We start from the raw sequence: 21,388 nt of genomic DNA, 5'->3' as shown, positions 1-21,388 counted from the left end.
TTTTTTGAGATTTTAGTTTTATGCAGATTTACTTGGCACGAAATAACCAACAAGCTGGTCCCTATACCTTAGAACAACTTAACCAAATGCTCGCGAGCCAACAAGTGTTACTCACGGACTTGGTTTGGCACCAAGGTATGACCGAATGGAAAGCTTTGGGTGAACTCACTCAAGGTCAGTTGGTTTATATGCCTGCAGGTTATATAGCACCGACAGCATTCGAATCAAATCAAACTACAACTACGCCATCAAATACCTACACACAACCTCAGGCTGTACAATTGCAAACTAGCCTAGCAAGTATTCCTAAACGTGTTTTGGCTAAGATCGTTGATTTACTGCTTTGGATACCGGCAACTTTTATCTTAACGGCATTTTTTAATCCAAGTGAAAAGACACAATTTGCCAATCTAAATGAACAGTTTATGCAAGCTGTGATGACCCCAAATGCTGACCCTAATGTTTTACAAGCACTACAAATACAAATGGTTGAGATGTTTCCCAACCAAGCTTGGATTGCAATGTTTGCTTACCTCTTCATTATGCTTTTCATTCAAGCGTATTTGATTGCTAAATCTGGTCAAAGTATTGGTAAAAAAATCACCAAAATTAAAATCGTAGATGCCGAAACCAGCCAACCTGTAAACCTCATGCGTGGCTTCACTTTACGTAGTGTTTTATTTATTTTTCTGAACTTTTTATCGATGCCTTTAAGCGCAATCATTGATTCCGTTTTTATTTTCGGCAAAAAGCGTCAAACTTTGCATGACAAGTTAGCAAAAACCAAGGTAATAAACCAATAACTTTCACTTTTATTGAGGGATGAATTTCTCATCCCTTTTTTGTGCATTACATTGAAATTAAAATAAAATTCAGATAAAAAAAACACAATCCCGACCAACAAAATAGGGTTTTAATACAGTCATTTAAAGCATCTTTATGTATAGCTTAGTTTGCCGATATCAGGCATAATGCCCTACAACGTAGCGGTGTCACATCATTGTGAACTTTTTTTCATATCTGAAAAATCACAATCATGCGACACTTTATTCGCTATCCCAATTTTAAAAATTAGGGAATGGGACTCTTCACCGAGGTTGTAAAATGAGACAAACAATTTTAGCTGTATTGTCTTTATCTGCGATCGCTGCACTCTTAACTGGGTGTGGTGGTGATATGGTACTTCTAAACTCAAAAGGTCCAGTTGCTGAAGGTCAGTCAAACCTCATGCTTACTGCGATCTACCTAATGTTGTTGGTAGTTATTCCATCAGCACTTATGGCTCTTTGGTTTGGTTGGAAATATCGCGCGTCAAATAAAGATGCAGACTATGCACCTACTTGGGCACACTCGACTGCAATTGAAGTTGTAGTTTGGGGTATTCCCGTAATTATTATCGCTATTTTAGCTTGGTTAACTTGGTGGGGTTCCCACAAGTATGACCCTTACCGTCCACTCGAGTCAGATAAAGCTCCTTTAACTGTTCAAGTTATTGCTGAACAATTTAAATGGATCTTCATCTACCCTGAACAAGGCATCGCGACTGTAAACGAGATCCGCTTCCCTGAGAAAACTCCTGTAAGCCTTCGTTTAACATCTAACTTCACAATGAACTCATTTTTCATTCCGGCGTTAGGTGGTCAGATTTATGCTATGGCAGGTATGCAAACTCACTTGAACTTATTAGCTGATGAAACTAGTCCTGCTGAAGGCTTCCGTGGTTTCTCTTCTAACTATTCAGGTTATGGCTTCTCACAAATGCGCTTCCGTGCACATGCTGTGACTGATGCTCAGTTTGCTGAATGGGTTTCTGCTGTTAAAGCTGGTAATGGTTCTTCAGTTAATCCTGAAGCGGTTCAAAAAACTGTTTTAGACCAAGCTGAATTTGCAACCTTACGTGACGGCAACCGTTCTAAACACCAGATCGAAGTTTTAGTTGCCAAAGCAACTACTCCTGAAGAGAAGGCTTTAGCTGAAGCAATGAAGCCTTACCCTACTAAGCCACACCCAGTGACTTACTATTCTTCAGTTGAACCTAAATTGTTCGAATCAGTGATTAACAAATACATGAGCAACTACCACGGTGCTGATCATACAGCTACTGTTGGACACGAAGCTGCTGCTTCTGAAGCTCATGCAGGCGTTGAACATGCGACTGTTGCAGGGGAATAAGACATGAGCTTATTAGGTAAGTTAGGACCAGATGCAATTCCACACGACCCAATCGTGTTGGTTACTGTTGCAATGATGATCCTTGGCGGTATCGCAATTGTTGCTGGTATCACCTACTTTAAAAAATGGGGCTACTTGTGGAACGAATGGTTCACATCTGTAGACCATAAAAAAATTGGTATCATGTATATCCTCGTGTCAATTGTCATGCTTGTGCGTGGTTTTGCCGATGCGATTATGATGCGTCTTCAACTGTTCCTTGCAAAAGGTGGCGGTGAAGGTTACTTACACCCAGAACACTATGACCAGATCTTTACTGCCCATGGCGTAATCATGATCTTCTTCGTAGCAATGGGTCTAGTTGTTGGTTTAATGAACGTTGCTGTACCACTTCAAATTGGTGCACGTGACGTAGCATTCCCATTATTAAACTCTCTTAGCTTCTGGTTATTCGCCGGCGCTGCGGGCTTGATGATGGCTTCTCTTGCAATTGGTGAATTCGCTGCAACAGGTTGGATGGCTTACCCTCCACTTTCTGGCATCGAATACTCTCCAGGTGTAGGTGTAGACTACTATATCTGGGCACTTCAGGTTTCTGGTCTAGGTACGCTTCTTACTGGTGTTAACTTCTTCGTTACCATCATCAAAATGCGTGCGCCTGGCATGAAACTTATGGACATGCCTATTTTCACTTGGACTGCATTAGTTACTGTAGTGCTTATCGTTGCAACATTCCCAGTTTTGACTGCGACTATTGCAATGCTTTCACTTGACCGTTACTTCGGCTTCCATTTCTTTACAAATGACATGGGTGGTAGCCCAATGTTGTATGTAAACTTGATTTGGACTTGGGGTCACCCAGAAGTTTACATCTTGGTATTACCTGCTTTTGGTATTTACTCAGAAGTTACTGCTGTGTTCTCACGTAAAGCGTTGTTCGGCTATAAATCAATGGTGTACGCAACTGTAGCAATTGGTGTTCTTTCACTAGTTGTATGGGTTCACCACTTCTTTACAATGGGTGCTGGTGCCAACGTTAACGCGTTCTTCGGTATCATGACCATGATCATTGCGATCCCAACTGGTGTGAAAATCTTCTCTTGGTTATTCACCATGTACAAGGGCCGCATCACCTATACAACTCCAATGCTTTGGACACTTGGCTTCCTTGTGACTTTCGGTATTGGTGGTTTAACAGGCGTATTAATGGCAGTTCCACCAGCGGACTTCTTAGTACACAACTCTTTATTCCTTATCGCTCACTTCCATAACGTAATTATTGGTGGTGTAGTGTTCGCGATGTTCGCGGGTATCATTTTCTACTGGCCAAAAATGTTTGGTTGGAAACTAAATGAAACTTGGGGTAAAGCAGCGTTCTGGTTCTGGTTCTTCGGTTTCTACTTTGCATTCATGCCACTTTATATCCTTGGTTTCATGGGTATGACTCGTCGTTTGAATACATATGACAACCCTGAATGGGATCCATACTTAGCGATCGCTTTATTTGGTTCTGTATTGGTTGCTATCGGTATCTTCTGTTTTGTTATGCAAATCGTTGTTGGTTTCCTTCAACGCAAAGACAACATGGACGTTACTGGCGATATCTGGGATGGTCGTACTCTTGAGTGGGCTACTTCATCTCCTTCACCATTCTATAACTTTGCTTATCTTCCAAAGATCAATGGTATTGATACTTTCTGGACTGACAAAGAAAATGGTGTTGCTTACGCTAAGCCAACTACATACGAAGACATCCATATGCCTACTAACCGTGCGGCAGGTTTCGTAATTGCAATGTTTATTACAGTTATGGGCTTCGCATTAATCTGGCATATCTGGTGGTTAGTCGTTGTAACTTTCATTGCTTCAATTATCAGCTTCATCGTTTCTTCTTTCACTAAGAAAGTTGACTACTATGTTCCAGCTGCAGAAGTTGAACGTATTGAAAATGAACGCTACGCGCTTCTTGAAAAACATTTGAAGAAGGACTAAGACAATGGCTGAAGTACTTCATCACGACAACCACGGACATGACGAACATCATCATCACGATGATACTGACATCACTGTCTTTGGTTTCTGGACTTACTTGATGAGTGACTTGGTTCTTTTCGGGACACTCTTCATCGCGTTCGCTGTATTAAGTAGCCACGTTCCAGTGGGTACGCCAAGTGCACAAGAGCTGTTTGGTGAATCTTTAGGTTTCGTTTTAACTGAAACTTTCGCCCTTCTTATCTCTTCTGTAACTTTTGGTTTTGCTGTTCTTGCAGCATACAAGAAAAATGTTGGTCAAGTTTTAACTTGGTTAGCAGTTACTTGGGTATTTGGTGCAGCCTTCATTGGCATGGAACTCTATGAGTTCAATCATTTAGTTCATGCTGGTCATGGCCCAAGCACAAGTGCGTTTTTATCTGCGTTCTTTACTTTGGTTGGTACGCACGGTATTCACGTAACTTCTGGTTTGGTATGGATGCTTGTGTTGATGTTCCAAATCAAGAAATATGGTTTGACACTTCCAAACACTCGTCGTCTTGCTTGCCTAAGCTTGTTCTGGCACTTCCTTGACATCGTTTGGATCTGTGTATTCAGCGTTGTTTACTTGATGGGAGTTATCTAATGAGTCACGATCATAACTCTGCTGGTGCAGCTCACGGTAACGTTAAACAATATACAATCGGTTTTATCCTTTCTGTTCTACTTACCGTAATTCCATTCGGTATGGTAATGGCAGGTGGTTTTAGCCGTGGTCTATTGGTTGCCGTAATCGCGATTACTGCGGTTGCTCAGGTTCTTATTCAGTTAGTTTACTTCCTGCATATGAACTCTTCTTCAGAGCAACGCTGGAACGTGATTGCATTTGTTTATACAATCCTCACAATTGCTATCCTTTTAGTAGGTTCTGTGTGGATTATGAACTACCTTCACTTCAACATGATGATCTAAACTGGTCGTCATGCTGAAAAAGTATTTATTCCTGACTAAACCAGGAATTCTCTTTGGTAACTTTGTTACCGCTTTGGGTGGCTACTTTGTAGCTGCCCAAGGTTCTGTAGATTTCCTCCTGTTGCTTCTTACCCTCTTAGGCACCCTCTTTGTGGTCGCTTCTGGATGTGTTGTCAATAACGTTATTGACCAAGACATCGACTCAAAAATGCAACGCACACAAAATCGTGCGATGGTAAAAAAATCAATTTCGATTCCTGTTGCTTTAGTTTTTGCTTTAGTTTTAGGTGTAATTGGTTTTAGCATTTTATGGTTCTGGGTAAATGCTTACGCTTTTCTTTTTGCTGTTATTGGTTTTGTCGTATACGTTGGTTTTTATAGCTTATGGACAAAACGAACAACAATCCATCAAACCATTATCGGCAGTCTTTCTGGCGCAGCGCCACCTGTAATCGGGTATACGGCTGTTGCAAACCAGTTTGATTTAGGTGCATTACTGATTTTTATTGGTTATGCATTTTGGCAAATGCCTCATTCTTGGGGAATTGCAGTTTACCGATTTGATGACTACAAAAATGCAGGAATTCCAATTTTACCTGTAGCTCGTTCAATTCACCGTACCAAAGTTGAGTCTTTGGTTTATGTGTTTTTGTTCTGCATGACCATGAATGGTTTATTCTTTTTTGGTTATGCAAATTGGATTTATATGATTGTCCTAAATGCCTTAAGTCTTTATTGGATTTATCTGACCATTCAAGGATTCAAAGCTGAAGATGATCAAATTTGGGCAAAACAATATTTCATGTTTTCAGTCAAATTGATCACAGTGATTAGTTTAATTTTTAGTTTTACTTCCACTGCCCCTCTAAAGCCAATTGTATTTTTTTAAAGAAGATAGAGTTTTACTCTATCTTTTTTTATTTCTAGGCATCTTCAATGCAAAGCAAAAATTTAAGTCGAAATACTGCTATACATACTAAAACTGTTTTAACGCTGATTCTCCCTATATCCACCCATGTACAATAGATTTCAGACAAGTACAAAAATATTTCATATTCGTATTAGCATTCAAATCGATATCTACAATCAAATATGACAAAAGATCTTTAATTTAAATCAAATTTATATCATTACAACGTCTATATGATCGTAACTCATCAAATACAAGATAAGCTCCCCGCAATTGAAAACATATCTCCTATTTTACAATCTGCATCCGATTCTAGCTGTGTATTAAAGATAGTCATTAAACCACAAAATAATTAAGCCTTTTTAGGTGTATGCCTTGTATTTCAAACCTAAACGCTCTAAAATTCACGCTTCGCAAACTTTGCGACACAACTTTGGTTGTGACTCCTTGCTTCAATCAATTAATGATTGGGGCTGCCTAAACCGTAAGGAGCTGACAATGCGTCACTACGAAATCGTACTATTGGTACATCCAGACCAAAGCGATCAAGTTGTGGGTATGGTAGAACGTTACCTAACTCACATCAAAGAAGCTGAAGGTCAAATCCACCGTCTTGAAGACTGGGGTCGTCGTCAATTGGCTTACCCAATCAACAAGATCCACAAAGCTCACTACATTCTTATGAATGTTGAGTGTGGTCAAACTACTCTTGATGAGCTAGAAGAATTGTTCCGTTATAACGATGCAATCATTCGTAGCCTTATCATCCGTCGTGAAAACGCTATCACTGAAGAGTCACTATTGGCTAAGAGTGCTGAAGAAAAACGTGCGCGTAAAGCTCAACGTGAAGAAGCACAACAAGCTCAAGACTCTGCTGAAGCATAAGGAGAACATAACATGGCACGTTTTTACCGTCGTCGCAAGTTCTGCCGCTTTACAGCTGAGAACGTTACGTACATCGACTACAAAGATATCGACACTTTAAAACAGTACATCACTGAAAACGGCAAGATTGTTCCTAGCCGTATTACAGGTACTAAAGCTCGTTACCAACGTCAATTAGCGCTTGCTATCAAACAAGCTCGCTACTTGTCTTTGATCCCTTACACTGACAATCATAAGTGAGGTTGAGCTGTGGATATTATCTTATTACAACGCATTAAAAACCTTGGTAAATTAGGCGATAAAGTTTCAGTTAAAGCTGGTTACGGCCGTAACTTCCTTATCCCTCAAGGTAAAGCAGTTGCTGCTACTGAAGCTAACACTGCTGCATTTGAAGCTCGTCGTGCTGAACTTGAGAAACAAGAAGCTGAAGTATTAGCTGCTGCTCAAGCACGTGCTGACCAATTGAACGAAGTTAACATCGTGATCACTGCTAAAGCTGGTGACGAAGGTAAACTATTCGGTTCTATCGGTACTCGTGACATCGCTGACGCGTTAACTAATGCTGGTCTTGTTGTAGACCGCGCAGAAGTTCGTTTACCAAATGGTGCGCTTCGCAACACTGGTGAATTCAACATCGCAATCCAATTGCATCATGATGTTGTTGCAGAAGTTCTAGTTACTATCGTAGCTGAGTAATTTCTTGCAAAGAAAAGAGCATGCTTACGCATGCTCTTTTTTTATCTGTAAAAAATAGTGCTCCAACTTTTTTATATTTTTAACTCTTCATTCAATTCAATGTATGACGAATTAATCGGAAATACTTGTTCGCATTTCTGTAGAAAACGCCTATCATTTCAGTTCAATGAAGAGTTGAAAAAACTGTAATTAGCACCCATTTCCATCACATTAAATGGTTTCAGCATCAGGGATTTTTATGTCACAGGCGAATGCCATCAAGCCAAACTCTACGCCAACAGCAAAAACCACAGAACAAAGTTCGTTGAAAGAGTTTCGTACCCCACCCCATAACCTTGCGATTGAACAAGCCGTGCTTGCTGCACTGATGACCGTTGCAGAATCTTTTGAGCAAGTGGGTGATGTACTGACTGAAGCTGATTTTTATGCGACCCGTCATAAATATATTTTCCGTGCCATCGACCAGCTATCAAAAGATAGCTCTCCTTATGATGCGGTCTTGGTCAATGACTGGCTGATTAAACAAAACTTGCTCGATGCTGCAGGTGGCGAAGAATATCTGATGCAACTCATGTCAGATTCACCTTCAAGTTTCTATAATCTTGAAACTTATGCTGCAAAAATTAAAGAATTTTCCACTTTACGCAGCATGATTAAAGTCAGCTCAGAAATTTTACAAAATGCCTATGACACCAAAGGTCGTACGGTCAGTGAAATTTTAGATCTCGCAGAAACCAATATTTTCTCGATTGCCGAGCAACACAACAACAACGCCAAAGCACAAGGCCCTAAAGCTATTAACTCTGTCGTTGCTAGTGTTTTTGATAAGTTGAATGAACTTTCACAAACTGAAGGCAGTATCACGGGTTTAACTACTGGATTTGTTGAACTTGATAATAAAACCTCAGGTATGCAAGCAGGCGATTTGATTATTGTGGCGGCCCGTCCATCGATGGGTAAAACCACTTTCGCCATGAACTTGGTTGAAAGTGTGCTGTTTAATAATAACCTGCCCGCTCTAGTTTACTCTATGGAGATGCCCGCGGATTCGATTGCGATGCGTTTGATTTCATCATTCGGTCGTGTACACCAAGGGCATTTACGTGCAGGTAAAATGGATGCTGATGAATGGTCAAAAGTCACCAGTACCATTGTGCATCTCCAAGAAAAGAATTTGTATATCGATGACTCGTCTGCACTACCTCCAACTGAAGTACGTGCCCGTGCGCGCCGAATTGCCAAAATGCACGGCGGTAAACTTGGCTGTATCATGGTCGATTATTTGCAGCTTATGAAAGTACCCGGTATGGGTGATAACCGTGTTGGCGAGATTTCGGAAATTTCCCGAAGCTTAAAGGCACTGGCTAAAGAAATGCATTGCCCTGTTATTGCACTGTCACAGTTGAACCGATCACTGGAAAACCGTCCCAATAAACGCCCAGTGATGTCTGACTTACGTGAATCGGGTGCGATCGAGCAGGATGCCGATTTGATCATGTTTATTTACCGCGACGAGGTTTATAACAAAGAGTCTAAAGAAGCAGGTACTGCAGAAATTATTATTGGTAAACAGCGTAACGGTCCAATTGGTACTGTGCGTCTTGCCTTCGAAGGTCAATACACCAAATTTAGTAACCTCTCCCCTGAGTTTTATGCTCAGTATGATGATGAAGAGTAAAGACTCTTTATCATCCATTAATTCATCGACCCTGTAGGAGTATTTAGGGTGCGCCAAGCTACAGTTTATATTGATCAACAAGCACTTCAATATAATTTAAACCGTGTCAAACAACTTGCCCCAACCGCTAAAATTGTAAGCATGGTGAAAGCCAATGCTTATGGACATGGAGTTAAAGACTGCTTAGCAGCCTTAAAAGACAGCGATGCCTTCGGTGTTGCCTGCCTAGAAGAAGCCTTAGAAATTCGTGAACTGGGTTATGAACAACCCATTACCTTGATTGAAGGCATTTTCTCTGATGATGAAATGCAAATTATCATCGATAAAAAAATTGAATGTGTGGTGCATCATCAGCAACAACTAGATTGGTTACGTGCGCATAAAGATGCCTATATCGCTCAAGGTCTAAAAGTTTGGGTCAAACTCAACAGCGGTATGAACCGTTTAGGCTTTAAAGTGTCTGAAATTATTGATGTCATCAATGCATTAAAGGCGGAAGGTTTTACTTGCGTACTGACTATGCATTTTGCCAATGCTGACGCAGAAAATCATCCACTAAATGACCAACAACGTGAACAATTTTTACACGTAAAAGAAGCCTGTGCGCCAATCATGGGTTCGTGCTGTAACTCAGCTGCAATTTTCAAATGGCCAGAACTGAATTTTGATTTTGTTCGCCCAGGCATCATGCTATATGGCGCAACACCTTTTTCAGATCGTTCTGTAGAAGTGTTAGATCTTAAACCGGTGATGACGTTTACCGCTGAAGTCATAGCTCTAAATACCATTCAAGCTGGTGAATCTGTGGGTTATGGATCGACTTTCGTTGCAGAACAAGAAATGGATCTTGCGATTGTGTCGATTGGTTATGGGGACGGATACCCACGTGCCTTCCCTAAACAAAACTATGTATCGATCCACGGTCAGAAAACGCGTGTAATTGGCCGTGTTGCCATGGATATGATTGCGATTGATATCACTGGTATGAATGCACCAATAGGCACTGAAGTTGAGCTTTGGGGTAAAGACCGTTTAGTTGATGACGTTGCAGAAGCGAACGGAACCATTGGCTATGAATTATTATGCCGTATGAGCGCGCGCCCTGTACGTAAATTAGCTTAATTAGCCAAATCAAAAAGCCCAGATCAAATCTGGGCTTTTTTTATCTCGCTTTTTTTATTCGCTTTTTAAATTGATCTATTCGTTGATCAAATCGTTATTGAAAATAGTCAGCTGTTGGTTTTGCCAATTCTATTAAGCCCTGACGCAATGCTTCTGACCAGCCTTTACTGATCATGGTGAAGTATGGGTCTTCTTCATAAATGCGCTTACCATTTGGTATTTCTAAACTGTCCTTTTTATAAACCAAAGCATCTAAAGGCATACCTACAGACACATTCGAACGTATCGTTGAATCAAAAGAAATTAAGCTACAACGCATTGCTTCATCGAGTGGCATATCGTAACGCAAAGTTCGGTCAAGTATCGGCTTACCATATTTACTTTCTCCAATTTGAAAATATGGGGTATCCGGTGTCGCACAAATAAAATTACCTTGCGGATAGATATTATATAGCTGCATATCAGCGCTACCAATTTGACCACCTACTAATAAACTACAGTAATAATTACTTTGTTCTAAAATATCAGAGGTGACATCAGAGATAACTTTTTTTAAGGTATGCCCGACCAATTCAGCCACTTCGAACATCGTATTTACACTATATAAATTCGGCTCTTGTTTGACCTCTAGCTGATTTTGTAAATGCCCGATGACCGCTTGTGTAGTAGCTAAATTCCCAGAGGTTTGGATGGTAATAAATCGCTCACCCGCAATACCAAAGGTATAAAGTTTACGAAAAACTGAAATATGGTCAACTCCTGCATTTGTACGTGTATCACTGACAAATACCATGCCATCTTTTAATCGTAATGCACAACAATAGGTCATTTTTATCCCTCAAATGATTAACAACTCAACACTTGTACAATTGAGCTCATAGACTCAATACCACCTTTATCACGAACACCTCGAACAGGAGCTACATCCCAGTAATCCCGCCCAATCGCGACATAAATATGTGATTGTGGTGTAAATAGCTGATTACTGACATCAAAACAATACCATTTATTTTCGATATAGACTTCTACCCAAGCGTGACTAGCAAGATGGCTACTATTCGGTACAAATAAATACCCAGAAATATATCGTGCAGGAATACCCAAATAGCGACACATTGCGATCATGACATGAGTATGATCCTGACATACCCCCTGCTTATAATGAAAAGCATCTATTGCAGAAGTATGTACAGATGTCTGATTCGAAACATAGGGAATATGCGCCAAGATCGTTTCAGCCAAACGAATTAGATTGACACGATTGATACGAGGGACATAACAATCGGCAAAACTTTTCATGTAAATGTCGCATTGCGTACTCGGCGTTGGCTGTAAAAATAATTTCGGGTTTAAATCATCCGCATTTGAATCATTTGAACTCAAATTCATCTCTACGATGCCCTGCGCCATAATGGTCATTTGAAGATAAGGTTCGCTCTGCGTTGTGGTCAACCACACATTACCAAAAGTATCCAATTGCATATCACGTTGCCCCGGCACACTCACATCCCAATTTTGCACCTGTTGATGCGCATTAGTGGATGGGGTCATTTTGATATATTGAATGCTTCTGCTAACCACATCAGTGTAAACATAATGGGTCTGATGGTTGATCATGAGCCTCATACAGCCACCTCAAACATATTTTGGATATGATCACTGAAATGGTAAAAATTTTGGCTATTCGGTTGTTGCTTTAGTGCCTGCCATGCCTCTTGCACGCTTTCCCAGCCAAACTGAACTAAAGCGATTACGATATGTTCAATCTTCGCAATGGTGTGTTGAATGTCCTGCTGCATGCGTAACTGGCGATCAAGCTGCTCTATGGCTTGTCCTAAGCTAAAAAATAAAAATACATCTTCAGATTCGGACTCTAAAACATCTTGGCAATCTGTTACCACGTCACAGATATAACCCGGGTTATCACTCGCATTACGAATTAAACGGCTGAGTTCTGCATAACTTTTTGCTGAAAGTACACCCCTTAAGTCCTGTATATTACTTTGCGCATATTTAAATTGGCTGTAAAATGACGCCGGTTGCTCTGCATTTAAAACCAATTCATTCATTGAGTCGACATCGAAGGCTGGTAAACAAAAAGCATGTGCATAGTTCAATGCCATATCGACATCTTGAAATGGAAAAATACTGCATAAATATTGAGTGCGTGCTAAATAACGTCCCAACCAAAAAATATGTTCTGCATTACTGTTTAATAAAATCATGTTTTGCTCCTTCACTGAAGTGCTATGAGCGTAAATCATCTACTACCCACGTATCTTTAATACCGCCGCCTTGCGAAGAATTCACTACCAATGAACCTGCTTGCATCGCGACACGAGTTAAGCCACCCGGTACAATTTCAGTTCGATATGGAGAGCTCAATACAAATGGACGCAGATCAATATGGCGTTCCGAAACATTTGCCTCACTTAGGGTTGGGCTGACAGATAATTTTAAAGTCGGCTGTGCAATATATAGATGTGGTGCTGCGGCCACTTTATCTTTAAAGCTATTTAATTCTTGTAAAGAGGCTTGCGGACCGATCAACATGCCGTATCCACCTGAACCCTGTGCTTCTTTTACCACCAATTTTTCGATAGTCGACAGCACATAGTCTAAGTCGTTCTGCTCACGACATTGATAGGTCGGCACATTTTTCAGAATCGCTTGTTCGCCTAAGTAGAAATGAATCATTTTATCCACATAAGGATAAATCGATTTATCATCTGCTACGCCTGTTCCCGGTGCATTTGCAATGACCACATTATGTTGCATATACGCTGACATGAGCCCTGCTACACCCAAAGTACTGTCAGGTTTGAAACATAATGGATCGAGGAAAGCATCATCCACACGACGATAAATTACATCAACCTGTTGTCGACCTTTGATGGTTTTCACATAAACCTTATCGTTTTCTACATAAAGGTCACGCGATGTCACTAAGGGTACATCCATCTCCCTTGCCAAAAAGGCATGTTCATAATACGCACTGTTAAAACGCCCTGGGGTTAAAACCACGATAAACGGGTTATCGACGTAGGCATTTTCTGCAAGAATTTCACGTAAAAGCTGCGGATACTGCTCAATCCCCATAATGTTGCTTTGCTGGCAAAGTTCAGGCATCAGTTTTTGACTGATCTTACGGCTTTCTAGCATATATGACACACCCGACGGTGTTCTAAGATTATCCTCAAGGACGTAAAATTCGCCTGATTGATCACGTATGATATCAATGCCACTGATTTGGCTATAAATTTTACCTTTTAGCCCATGCATATACATTTGTGGCAAATAGGCTTCATGCGTTAAGACTTGCAGTTCAGGAATAATTCCTGCTTTTAAAATATCTTGTTGATGGTAGACATCATGTAAAAACAGATTGAGAGCTTTCACGCGCTGTGCACAGCCCAGTGATAAATTATTCCATTCCTTTCGTGCAATCACACGAGGAATAAGATCATAAGGAATAGTGCGTTCAATGCCCTCATCTTCGCCATACACTGTAAAGGTAATACCCTCATAGATAAAATGTTGTTTTGCCACCTGATTTAGTTGTTTTAATTCATCAAGTGTATGCTGTGATAACCACTGCTCTATCCGTTGGCATGATTCTTTAGCTACCGTTTTACTGTCGCGCATTTCATTAAAAAAATTCGAATTAAATTGATTAAACAGCGCATGTCCTCGAGTAAGAGGTAAATTTTTTAATGTAGAGACAGAAGTATTGACCAACTTTGCCTCATAACCCTCAATTCCATTTGAAGTTGTATTACGATTTTCTTTCAGCATAGCAACTCCATGTTTTTGTCATGTTTTATGAACTAGATAAAGCAATATATATGCCATCAATACATATGCTGCTTCTCTTTGATTATTTATGCATCATTTTTGCAAAGTGGTACAGCATGTAACTGCTCAAGTTGTGTCAAATTGCGTTATTAAAATCATCTTAGTTTTTTCAGATGAAGACTTGCTTAACGCAGGAAGATTTCTTATTGTGTCCCACAGCATCATTTTATTTATTTAAGTTCAAGTTCAAGCACTAGATTATGTCTTCACAAGAAAAAGAAACGTCAAACAGCCTCTATCGTCAGTGGCAAATTCTTTCACGACTGTCCACAGGTAAGTGGATGGGTACTCGTGAATTACAAGAAATACTGAACCGTGAAGGCATTGATATCAGCCTACGCACCATTCAGCGTGACTTAAATCAAATTTCTCTACGTTTCCCAATTGAGAGCAGTAAAACAACGCCACAAGGCTGGCGTTGGCGTTCCGATGCACCGATTCAAAGCTTGCCACATATGACCAGCTCGCAGGCGGTCACCTTTATGATGGTTGAGGAACACCTAAAACATTTGCTTCCACCAAGCTTAATTGAAGAAATGAATCCTTGGTTTGACCTCGCACGTCGAAGTCTGTCGTCGCAAAATAATGTCCGTCAGTGGATTAACCGCGTGCGAATCGTGCCAGCTACTCAGCCATTGATTCCTCCTGTAGTTGAAAAAGCCGCACAACAATCGATTTATGAAGGCTTACTACAAGACAAACAACTTGAATGTCTGTATCAAGGTCGTGGACAACAAAGCGAAGAAAAGACCTATATTTTAAATCCACTCGCTTTGGTCCAAAAAGGTGCAATTATTTATTTGGTGTGCACACGTCATGACAAAACAGACATCCAAACCTTTGCTTTACATCGATTTAAATCAGCTACGGTCTTAAATTCACGTGCATTACACCCTGTCGATTTTGATATTGATGCCTATATTGACTCTGGAGCGCTTGGCTTCCGTGTAGACTTTAATAAACCTACAGAAATGATTCAGCTCAAATTAACCATGTCTGAAGCAGAGGCTGTTTATTTTGAAGAAAGTCAGCTAAGTAAAGATCAAGTGATTCAAAAAACCGAAGATGGCTCGGTTGAAGTTAGTGCAACAGTACCTTTTACCTCTCAATTAACATGGTGGCTGCGTAGTTTTGGTAAAAAGATTCAGAAAATTGAACCTGAAGAAGTCGCTATTGTTGTACAACAACGCAATGACTAAACCGATCTCAGACTTTCTGCTACCTGAAATGTTAAATTTGAGGTAGCAACTTTTATTTCATAATAAATATTTGGCACTTAATTTTTTGCTTAGATTTTCACTTAAATTATCAACACATAAAAAAGTCCCAACGCTGGGACTGGATAATTTCTTAGAATATTTTTGTAATTTTAGTCGTTTAGGTCAAAGGAACTACAGCATAAGTATCTGCTGAATACCTTATGCCATAGCGCTAATTTCTCATGACTATAATCAATTACTGACATAGGCAGGCTAGGTCGGCATTATTATAACGAATAGATTTCATAGTCATATTCAGCACCTCATGTTTAGAAAGTAAAATCACTTTAACCTCCATTTTGCGTACTGTGAAATAACAAGAACCGCGCTACTTTTCACAAATTTTCTTAAAGAACATTCCTGCTTTTCTTATCTGATTTGGCTTTAAATGAAAAATTCATCCAACTTCAATGTTGTTTTTTATAAATGCTACACTGAATCAACAAATTAAAGCTTGAGCATTGTGCATAAACTCGGCAAATTATGATCAAATGAGCTGAATAAGATTTTTCAAAATATGGCCAGTCCAGCGCAAACTATTCGCCACAAGCTACTAAATACTTTTTTTTCTCGGCATTCAATTTGGTTTGCTTGTATTTTTATCTTCCTACTCATTTCGAGTTTTCATTTAGGTTATTCCCCTCGTTATATTCAATATTTTATTCCACAAACCTTATTGAATAGTATCTGGGTCATTACTGGGCTTTTAAGCTTATTGGGTTTGTATGACGTCATACAAAACAAACATTCGATTTTAAAAAATTACCCTATCATGGGGCACTTTCGTTTTCTATTTGAAGAATTTCGACCTGAAATTCGCCAGTATTTTATTGAATCTGATCAAGATGCACTGCCCTTTTCTCGTATGCAACGTAGCTTGGTCTATCAACGTGCAAAAAACCAAAATGCAGATAAACCATTTGGTTCAATTGTTGATGTTTACCAAAATGATTACCGCTTTATCAATCACTCCTTGTCACCTTGCATTCCTGCCATTCCTGAAACATTCCGTATTAACATCGGCAATGAGCAATGTAAGCAACCGTATAGCGCATCGATATTAAACATCTCTGCGATGAGCTTTGGTAGCTTAAGTGCCAATGCCATTCGTGCCTTAAACTTAGGCGCAAAAATGGGCAATTTCTACCATGACACCGGTGAAGGCAGTATTAGTCCTTATCACTTGGAAAATGGTGGCGACATTGTTTGGGAACTCGGTAGTGGTTACTTTGGCTGCCGTACGATTGATGGTCAATTCGACCCTGTACGTTTTGCTGAACAAGCCAAGCACCCTCAAGTCAAAATGATTGAGATCAAATTATCTCAAGGTGCAAAACCAGGCCATGGTGGCATTTTACCTAAAGACAAAATTTCCGAAGAGATTGCTCAAATCCGTGGTGTCAGCCGTGAACATGACTGTATCTCTCCATCTAGCCATCCTGCCTTTAGCACCCCTATTGAAATGATGCAATTTATTCAGCAATTGCGCGAACTGTCAGAAGGCAAACCTGTGGGTTTAAAACTGTGTATCGGGCAACCATGGCAATTTATGAGTATCGTAAAAGCCATGTTACATACAGGGATTACACCTGATTTTATCGTAGTGGATGGTTCTGAAGGTGGGACTGGCGCTGCGCCGATTGAATTGATCGATAATATGGGTACGCCACTGCGTGAAGGCCTACTCTTTGTCAATAACACCCTGATTGGTGCAGGCTTACGTTCAAAAATCAAAGTCGGTGCCAGTGGTAAAATTATTAGTGCTTTTGATATTGCCAGTACCATGGCAATTGGTGCAGATTGGGTGAACTCAGCTCGTGGCTTTATGTTTGCAGTTGGGTGTATTCAAGCTCAAAGCTGTCATACCAACCAATGTCCAGTTGGCGTTGCGACACAAGACAAAGACCGTCAAAAAGCCATCCATGTTCCGACCAAAGCAGAACGTGTTTTTAATTTCCACAAAAACACCATGCATGGTTTATCTGAACTTATTGCCTCAGCAGGTTTACAACATCCATCTGATATCCGTGCGCACCATCTAGCGCAGCGGATTAATAACCGTGAAATTAAAAACTATGCACAGCTACATTTTTGGTTAAAAGATGGGGAGTTACTCAGCTGTGAAAATAAAGATGAGGAAAACTTCTATTTCCGTATGTGGAATATGGCTCATCTAGAAAAGTTCTGATTCCTCCACCCAAAAAAAAGAGGCGACTACGCCTCTTTTTTTTCGTCTAGATCCATCACACTGATTAAGGTAGGCTGTGCTCAATCGTCAATTAGTAACTGATGTTACGCGCGTAAAAGTAAATACGCATTTTTAAAATAATTTTTAAGCCTATTCGACGTAGTCTTACATCTAGGGCTTAAATAAAGGGATTAGCCTTCGGCTGGAGGTACTTTTGTTTAGGCAAAATGAGAAGCAAAGCTTCGCAAGGAAACCATCTTGCGGTGCAATGCACCTCACCGACAAAACTCGTTCACTAGCGTCAAATTATTCAAAGTATAGCAAAAACATTTTTGATTAGGAGTAGTCCAGTCTCAAACACTTGCGGATGACCTTCCCGCGTATCGTACTTTTATTTAAATCAAATTACGCTCCTGATGTTTGTGCGTAACATCAGTTAGTAATAAGACTTACTGTTGGATTGAGCATGCAAGAATGCCGGGATCAAACCTGTTAATGCAGCACGAATATCGGCACGTTCATTAATCAGCTGATGCGAACCTTCTTCAAGCATGAGAAGCGTCTGTAAACGAAATTTACGACGTATAAACTCAATGTTATAACGCCAATCTACAGTTTGATCCTGTGCGCCTTGCGCTAACCACACTGGAATACGGCACGCTGGTCGTTCTTCCATTTCCTGCATCCATTTTGACATAGCCAAAATCCAGTCCATGCCCATCATTCGAGGTTGTAGAGGATCTTTTAAACGGACAAAACGTAAAAACTCAGGGTTGTGATTATTCCGTCTAAAATGACGTGGCACTTCACGTTTAATACGACGAATAATGCCTAATCCCACCGAGTTATGCCACCATGCTGTTTTTGCAGGACGAATCAGCGGAGATAATAATAAAACCCGTTCGACATAAGGGTTTTTGCGATGTTCAGCAAAATCTAACAGATGATGCAGCCAAATCGCTCCACCCGTGCTCTGCCCAATCCCTAACCATGGGGTTGGTAGTTGAGCCGCATGTTTCACATAACGATATACCGCTTCCAAAACTTGTTGGTAATGATCAAAGTTTTGAATACTGGCTGGCGATCCATTACTTAGACCATGCCCCGGTAAATCATAGGTTAAAACACTAAAACCTTGATCTAAGAGTTCACGAATAATCGGCTGATATATTCCACTATGCTCTAAATAACCATGCAATAAAAATACAGTGCCTTTAATGACATCCGTTTCAGTTTTCAGTTTCGGTTGAAACACTTGTACGTGTAATTTGAACAAAGGCATTTCTACATAGCCTTGCCAATGTTCACAGTTCAAGGCATCTAAACCATAAAGTCGTCGATATGACTGTATTTCAACACTAGGCTCAAACGGTCGATTTAAATTCAGCGGTTCTAATACTTGTGGGGTTAATTCTCGACTTGGAACAGGAAGATCTAATTGTTTAAGGATCGAAGGATTAAGAAATGGGATATCTGACATTATGGGACCTCCCGACAGTCACTTGAGCCAAACCAAACATCACGTAAGGTGGCTAATAATTCATAATTAGCACGACGACTATGGTCATAATTTTTTTCACTTGGTCGCCATGTAGTTAATGTTGTTGGCATAGGTGCAACAACAGGAATTGTTTCGATACCATTTAATGCAAATAAACGACGTGTTCGAGGCATATGATATTGGTCGGTGATTAAAATAACCGTCGGTGCTCCGCCTTTTTTCTGTAAAAGCAACGAACTAAAACGCGAATTTTCGCATGTATTCATACTGCGGTCTTCTAGCAATTTCGCATCGACATCATATTGCTTTAACCATGCTTGCATATACGGTGCTTCTACACCACTCAGTACAATCGGTAACTTATTGGCTCGTTCAACATCGAGTGTTTTTTCCAGTCGAAGTCGTGTGTAGTCATTCACTACGATATCTTTATCATTTTTATCTAAGGTTAAACCACCACCTAACACCACGATCGCATACGGCTCTGCGGTTGGCTGCTTCAGGGTTTTATCTTTCATTTTGGCAAGATCAAGATAAGTTTCATCATCGATCGGTTCCGCTTCTGAAGCCGCTTGCTCAATTTCATGGGTTTTTAAGAACTCGGTATATTGAGTCATCAGTCCTTTATTTTCCGCACTATTGAGCTCAAGCAGCTCTTTCATTTTTTGAGCAGGATTTTCCGCCAATGCTTCAGAAGAAGCCGCCTCGGACGCAGAAGGATTCAGCAGAGGTACTTTCGGTATGTCCTTTTGACTATCATTCTTTTCTTTTTCATGTTCTTCTTCAATGAGCTGCTGTAACGCCTTATAACGTGCTTGTATAAGGGTTAAATCTTGAGGCTCATCAGACTGTATGGCTTGCTCCATGAGTTTTAAATACGCTTGGCGCGCTATCCATAAGTCAGAACCCGGCTCATAGTTATCATCATCACTCAAGGCGCCGAGTTTTTGACTTTGCGCTGCGAGCTGATTGACTTCTACAGGAACGAAATAATTTAAACTTTTAACGATCAATTTAGAATAAAACGGCGTATAGATAAAAATCATTAGACAGCCCAAAAGTACAAATAGCACTGCAGCAATTTGTACTAAGCGAACCATCCAATGTGTTTTATGCATAAATCTAAAACCTATGTGTTTTTATTGATCTGCGTGAGATCGAATCAAGCCATTTGTATCAAATAATACAGGCTCAGGATGTAGTTCAATATTAAATTTTTCAAAAACATCATGTTGTACAGCTTTGTAAGTTGTACGTACATCTTGCAGCGTGGCGTCCTGATAATTGACCAACACCAAAGCTTGCTTATGGAACATACCCACTGAACCCACAGATTTCCCTTTCCAACCTGCTTGGTCAATTAACCAGCCCGCTGCCAGTTTTACCGCATTATTCGGTTGTGGGTAATGGGGTAAATTGGGAAATTGCAGCGCAATTTGGTCAAAGGCTTGCTGGCTAAGCACAGGATTTTTAAAGAAACTTCCGACATTTGGAAATTCTTTTGGATCTGGGAGTTTGGTTTGACGAATATGAATGACTTGTTGTTGTAGGTTTTCTGCACTTAAGTCTTCACCCACTGCCTGCTTTAAATCACCATAATTTAATTTTAAATCTGCATGTTTTAAAAGTTTAAACGTGACATGCGTAATAATAAAACGCTCTGGCTCATCTTTAAAAATACTATGGCGATATGAAAAATGACAATCGGCAGCGCTAATACTACTTTGCTGTTCTGTTACTCGGTCATAGACCTGTACAGATTCAATAAACTCACCCGCTTCAACACCATAAGCTCCAATATTTTGCACAGGTGAAGCACCGACTAAACCGGGTATCAATGCTAAATTTTGTAAGCCATAAAACTGGTGTGCCGTCGTCCATAGCACAAAGTCATGCCACACTTGCCCAGCACCCACTTTTAAAGTCTGTGTATCGGCATCGTCTTGTACATATTCAATACCTTGAATATCCATGTGCATCACTAAAGCATGTATTTGCTCAGGCAACAGCATATTACTGCCCCCTGAAAGCACCAATATATTTAATTGCTCAGCTTTGGCAAAGTCGAGCGCTGCTTGGATATCTTCTACCGATTGAACGCGTACATAATGAGATGCAACAGCATCGAGGCTTAATGTATTAAATGGCTTAAGCTGAACCTGTGTTTGAATTTGCATTC

Annotated in this window: 19 protein-coding genes and 1 pseudogene; 13 read left to right on the top strand and 7 right to left on the bottom strand. The window is 40.3% G+C overall.

Annotated features, from left to right (window positions below; translation table 11 throughout):
- Window positions 1-20 precede the first annotated feature (20 nt).
- The 11 genes from MST18_RS06410 (at window position 21) to alr (ending at window position 10,406) form a co-directional block, all read left to right on the top strand.
- On the top strand, window positions 21-803 hold the full coding sequence (locus MST18_RS06410) for an RDD family protein (protein ID WP_180133138.1): 783 nt from the start codon (window positions 21-23) through the stop codon (window positions 801-803).
- A 301-nt stretch (window positions 804-1,104) separates the two neighbouring features.
- Entirely contained in the window at window positions 1,105-2,172 is a 1,068-nt protein-coding gene (gene cyoA, locus MST18_RS06405; RefSeq protein ID WP_078193967.1) for a ubiquinol oxidase subunit II, read from the top strand.
- Between the two features lie 3 nt (window positions 2,173-2,175).
- The gene (cyoB, locus tag MST18_RS06400) at window positions 2,176-4,164 is read left to right on the top strand and encodes a cytochrome o ubiquinol oxidase subunit I (protein ID WP_078193968.1); all 1,989 of its coding nucleotides are present in this window, start codon (window positions 2,176-2,178) and stop codon (window positions 4,162-4,164) included.
- A gap of 4 nt (window positions 4,165-4,168) precedes the next feature.
- A complete protein-coding gene (cyoC, locus tag MST18_RS06395) occupies window positions 4,169-4,789 on the top strand; it encodes a cytochrome o ubiquinol oxidase subunit III (RefSeq protein ID WP_078188581.1) in 621 nt (206 codons plus the stop codon).
- Entirely contained in the window at window positions 4,789-5,115 is a 327-nt protein-coding gene (locus tag MST18_RS06390) for a cytochrome o ubiquinol oxidase subunit IV (RefSeq protein WP_078188582.1), read from the top strand. Before cyoC ends, MST18_RS06390 begins: the two co-directional genes overlap by 1 nt.
- Before the next feature lie 10 nt (window positions 5,116-5,125).
- Window positions 5,126-6,004, top strand: a complete 879-nt coding sequence (cyoE, locus tag MST18_RS06385; RefSeq protein ID WP_180023503.1) for a heme o synthase — start codon at window positions 5,126-5,128, stop codon at window positions 6,002-6,004.
- Between the two features lie 519 nt (window positions 6,005-6,523).
- Complete coding sequence (gene rpsF, locus MST18_RS06380; RefSeq protein ID WP_004696436.1) at window positions 6,524-6,910, top strand: 30S ribosomal protein S6; 387 nt, start codon at window positions 6,524-6,526, stop codon at window positions 6,908-6,910.
- A 12-nt stretch (window positions 6,911-6,922) separates the two neighbouring features.
- Complete coding sequence (rpsR, locus tag MST18_RS06375; protein WP_004278792.1) at window positions 6,923-7,150, top strand: 30S ribosomal protein S18; 228 nt, start codon at window positions 6,923-6,925, stop codon at window positions 7,148-7,150.
- Between the two features lie 9 nt (window positions 7,151-7,159).
- Window positions 7,160-7,606 carry a 50S ribosomal protein L9 gene (gene rplI / locus MST18_RS06370; RefSeq protein WP_078188585.1) on the top strand — a complete coding sequence of 149 codons (447 nt, stop codon included), beginning with the start codon at window positions 7,160-7,162 and terminating at the stop codon, window positions 7,604-7,606.
- 238 nt (window positions 7,607-7,844) lie between these two features.
- Window positions 7,845-9,284 carry a replicative DNA helicase gene (gene dnaB, locus MST18_RS06365; RefSeq protein WP_111884293.1) on the top strand — a complete coding sequence of 480 codons (1,440 nt, stop codon included), beginning with the start codon at window positions 7,845-7,847 and terminating at the stop codon, window positions 9,282-9,284.
- A gap of 48 nt (window positions 9,285-9,332) precedes the next feature.
- Window positions 9,333-10,406: an alanine racemase gene (alr, locus tag MST18_RS06360; protein ID WP_180133137.1), complete on the top strand. Its 1,074-nt coding sequence runs from the start codon at window positions 9,333-9,335 to the stop codon at window positions 10,404-10,406.
- Between the two features lie 94 nt (window positions 10,407-10,500).
- Here alr and MST18_RS06355 read toward each other — a convergent pair whose 3' ends face one another.
- From MST18_RS06355 to MST18_RS06340, 4 genes and pseudogenes are all read right to left on the bottom strand, one after another.
- Window positions 10,501-11,235: a proteasome-type protease gene (locus tag MST18_RS06355; protein WP_180023501.1), complete on the bottom strand. Its 735-nt coding sequence runs from the start codon at window positions 11,233-11,235 to the stop codon at window positions 10,501-10,503.
- 17 nt (window positions 11,236-11,252) lie between these two features.
- Window positions 11,253-12,032: a transglutaminase family protein gene (locus MST18_RS06350; RefSeq protein ID WP_180133136.1), complete on the bottom strand. Its 780-nt coding sequence runs from the start codon at window positions 12,030-12,032 to the stop codon at window positions 11,253-11,255.
- A complete protein-coding gene (locus tag MST18_RS06345) occupies window positions 12,029-12,631 on the bottom strand; it encodes a hypothetical protein (RefSeq protein ID WP_180035275.1) in 603 nt (200 codons plus the stop codon). The genes MST18_RS06350 and MST18_RS06345 overlap by 4 nt, the downstream gene beginning before the upstream one ends.
- 22 nt (window positions 12,632-12,653) lie before the next feature.
- Window positions 12,654-14,087: pseudogene (locus MST18_RS06340) on the bottom strand (circularly permuted type 2 ATP-grasp protein); the annotation flags it as partial.
- Window positions 14,088-14,461: 374 nt separating this feature from the next.
- On the opposite strand from MST18_RS06340, the gene MST18_RS06335 reads away from it, so the two are divergent.
- The gene (locus MST18_RS06335) at window positions 14,462-15,460 is read left to right on the top strand and encodes a YafY family protein (protein ID WP_180023497.1); all 999 of its coding nucleotides are present in this window, start codon (window positions 14,462-14,464) and stop codon (window positions 15,458-15,460) included.
- A 577-nt stretch (window positions 15,461-16,037) separates the two neighbouring features.
- Window positions 16,038-17,708, top strand: a complete 1,671-nt coding sequence (locus tag MST18_RS06330) for an FMN-binding glutamate synthase family protein (protein ID WP_180133134.1) — start codon at window positions 16,038-16,040, stop codon at window positions 17,706-17,708.
- 436 nt (window positions 17,709-18,144) lie between these two features.
- Here MST18_RS06330 and MST18_RS06325 read toward each other — a convergent pair whose 3' ends face one another.
- From MST18_RS06325 to murB, 3 genes are read right to left on the bottom strand one after another with little or no spacing between them, the layout of a single operon-like run.
- Window positions 18,145-19,188: an alpha/beta hydrolase gene (locus tag MST18_RS06325; protein WP_111884274.1), complete on the bottom strand. Its 1,044-nt coding sequence runs from the start codon at window positions 19,186-19,188 to the stop codon at window positions 18,145-18,147.
- Window positions 19,188-20,327, bottom strand: coding sequence for a YdcF family protein (locus MST18_RS06320; RefSeq protein WP_078188595.1), 1,140 nt, complete (start codon window positions 20,325-20,327; stop codon window positions 19,188-19,190). Before MST18_RS06320 ends, MST18_RS06325 begins: the two co-directional genes overlap by 1 nt.
- A 21-nt stretch (window positions 20,328-20,348) precedes the next feature.
- Window positions 20,349-21,386 (bottom strand): UDP-N-acetylmuramate dehydrogenase, encoded by a 1,038-nt coding sequence (murB, locus tag MST18_RS06315; protein ID WP_180133133.1) that lies wholly within the window; start codon window positions 21,384-21,386, stop codon window positions 20,349-20,351.
- Window positions 21,387-21,388: the final 2 nt, after the last annotated feature.

Origin of the sequence: Acinetobacter sp. YH12068_T (assembly GCF_024606005.1) — a bacterium.
In the GTDB taxonomy this organism is placed as follows: domain Bacteria; phylum Pseudomonadota; class Gammaproteobacteria; order Pseudomonadales; family Moraxellaceae; genus Acinetobacter; species Acinetobacter amyesii.
The sequence above is the reverse complement of the archived record's forward strand: the minus strand, read 5'-3'. Positions and strand labels throughout refer to the sequence as shown.

Excerpts from the sequence above, each read along its gene's own strand:
- MST18_RS06410 (WP_180133138.1), top strand. The coding sequence starts at position 21 with ATGCAGATTTACTTGGCACGAAATAACCAACAAGCTGGTCCCTATACC.
- cyoA (WP_078193967.1), top strand. The coding sequence starts at position 1,105 with ATGAGACAAACAATTTTAGCTGTATTGTCTTTATCTGCGATCGCTGCA.
- cyoB (WP_078193968.1), top strand. The coding sequence starts at position 2,176 with ATGAGCTTATTAGGTAAGTTAGGACCAGATGCAATTCCACACGACCCA.
- cyoC (WP_078188581.1), top strand. The coding sequence starts at position 4,169 with ATGGCTGAAGTACTTCATCACGACAACCACGGACATGACGAACATCAT.
- MST18_RS06390 (WP_078188582.1), top strand. The coding sequence starts at position 4,789 with ATGAGTCACGATCATAACTCTGCTGGTGCAGCTCACGGTAACGTTAAA.
- cyoE (WP_180023503.1), top strand. The coding sequence starts at position 5,126 with ATGCTGAAAAAGTATTTATTCCTGACTAAACCAGGAATTCTCTTTGGT.
- rpsF (WP_004696436.1), top strand. The coding sequence starts at position 6,524 with ATGCGTCACTACGAAATCGTACTATTGGTACATCCAGACCAAAGCGAT.
- rpsR (WP_004278792.1), top strand. The coding sequence starts at position 6,923 with ATGGCACGTTTTTACCGTCGTCGCAAGTTCTGCCGCTTTACAGCTGAG.
- dnaB (WP_111884293.1), top strand. The coding sequence starts at position 7,845 with ATGTCACAGGCGAATGCCATCAAGCCAAACTCTACGCCAACAGCAAAA.
- MST18_RS06355 (WP_180023501.1), bottom strand. The coding sequence starts at position 11,235 with ATGACCTATTGTTGTGCATTACGATTAAAAGATGGCATGGTATTTGTC.
- MST18_RS06350 (WP_180133136.1), bottom strand. The coding sequence starts at position 12,032 with ATGAGGCTCATGATCAACCATCAGACCCATTATGTTTACACTGATGTG.
- MST18_RS06345 (WP_180035275.1), bottom strand. The coding sequence starts at position 12,631 with ATGATTTTATTAAACAGTAATGCAGAACATATTTTTTGGTTGGGACGT.
- MST18_RS06335 (WP_180023497.1), top strand. The coding sequence starts at position 14,462 with ATGTCTTCACAAGAAAAAGAAACGTCAAACAGCCTCTATCGTCAGTGG.
- MST18_RS06330 (WP_180133134.1), top strand. The coding sequence starts at position 16,038 with ATGGCCAGTCCAGCGCAAACTATTCGCCACAAGCTACTAAATACTTTT.
- MST18_RS06325 (WP_111884274.1), bottom strand. The coding sequence starts at position 19,188 with ATGTCAGATATCCCATTTCTTAATCCTTCGATCCTTAAACAATTAGAT.
- MST18_RS06320 (WP_078188595.1), bottom strand. The coding sequence starts at position 20,327 with ATGCATAAAACACATTGGATGGTTCGCTTAGTACAAATTGCTGCAGTG.
- murB (WP_180133133.1), bottom strand. The coding sequence starts at position 21,386 with ATGCAAATTCAAACACAGGTTCAGCTTAAGCCATTTAATACATTAAGC.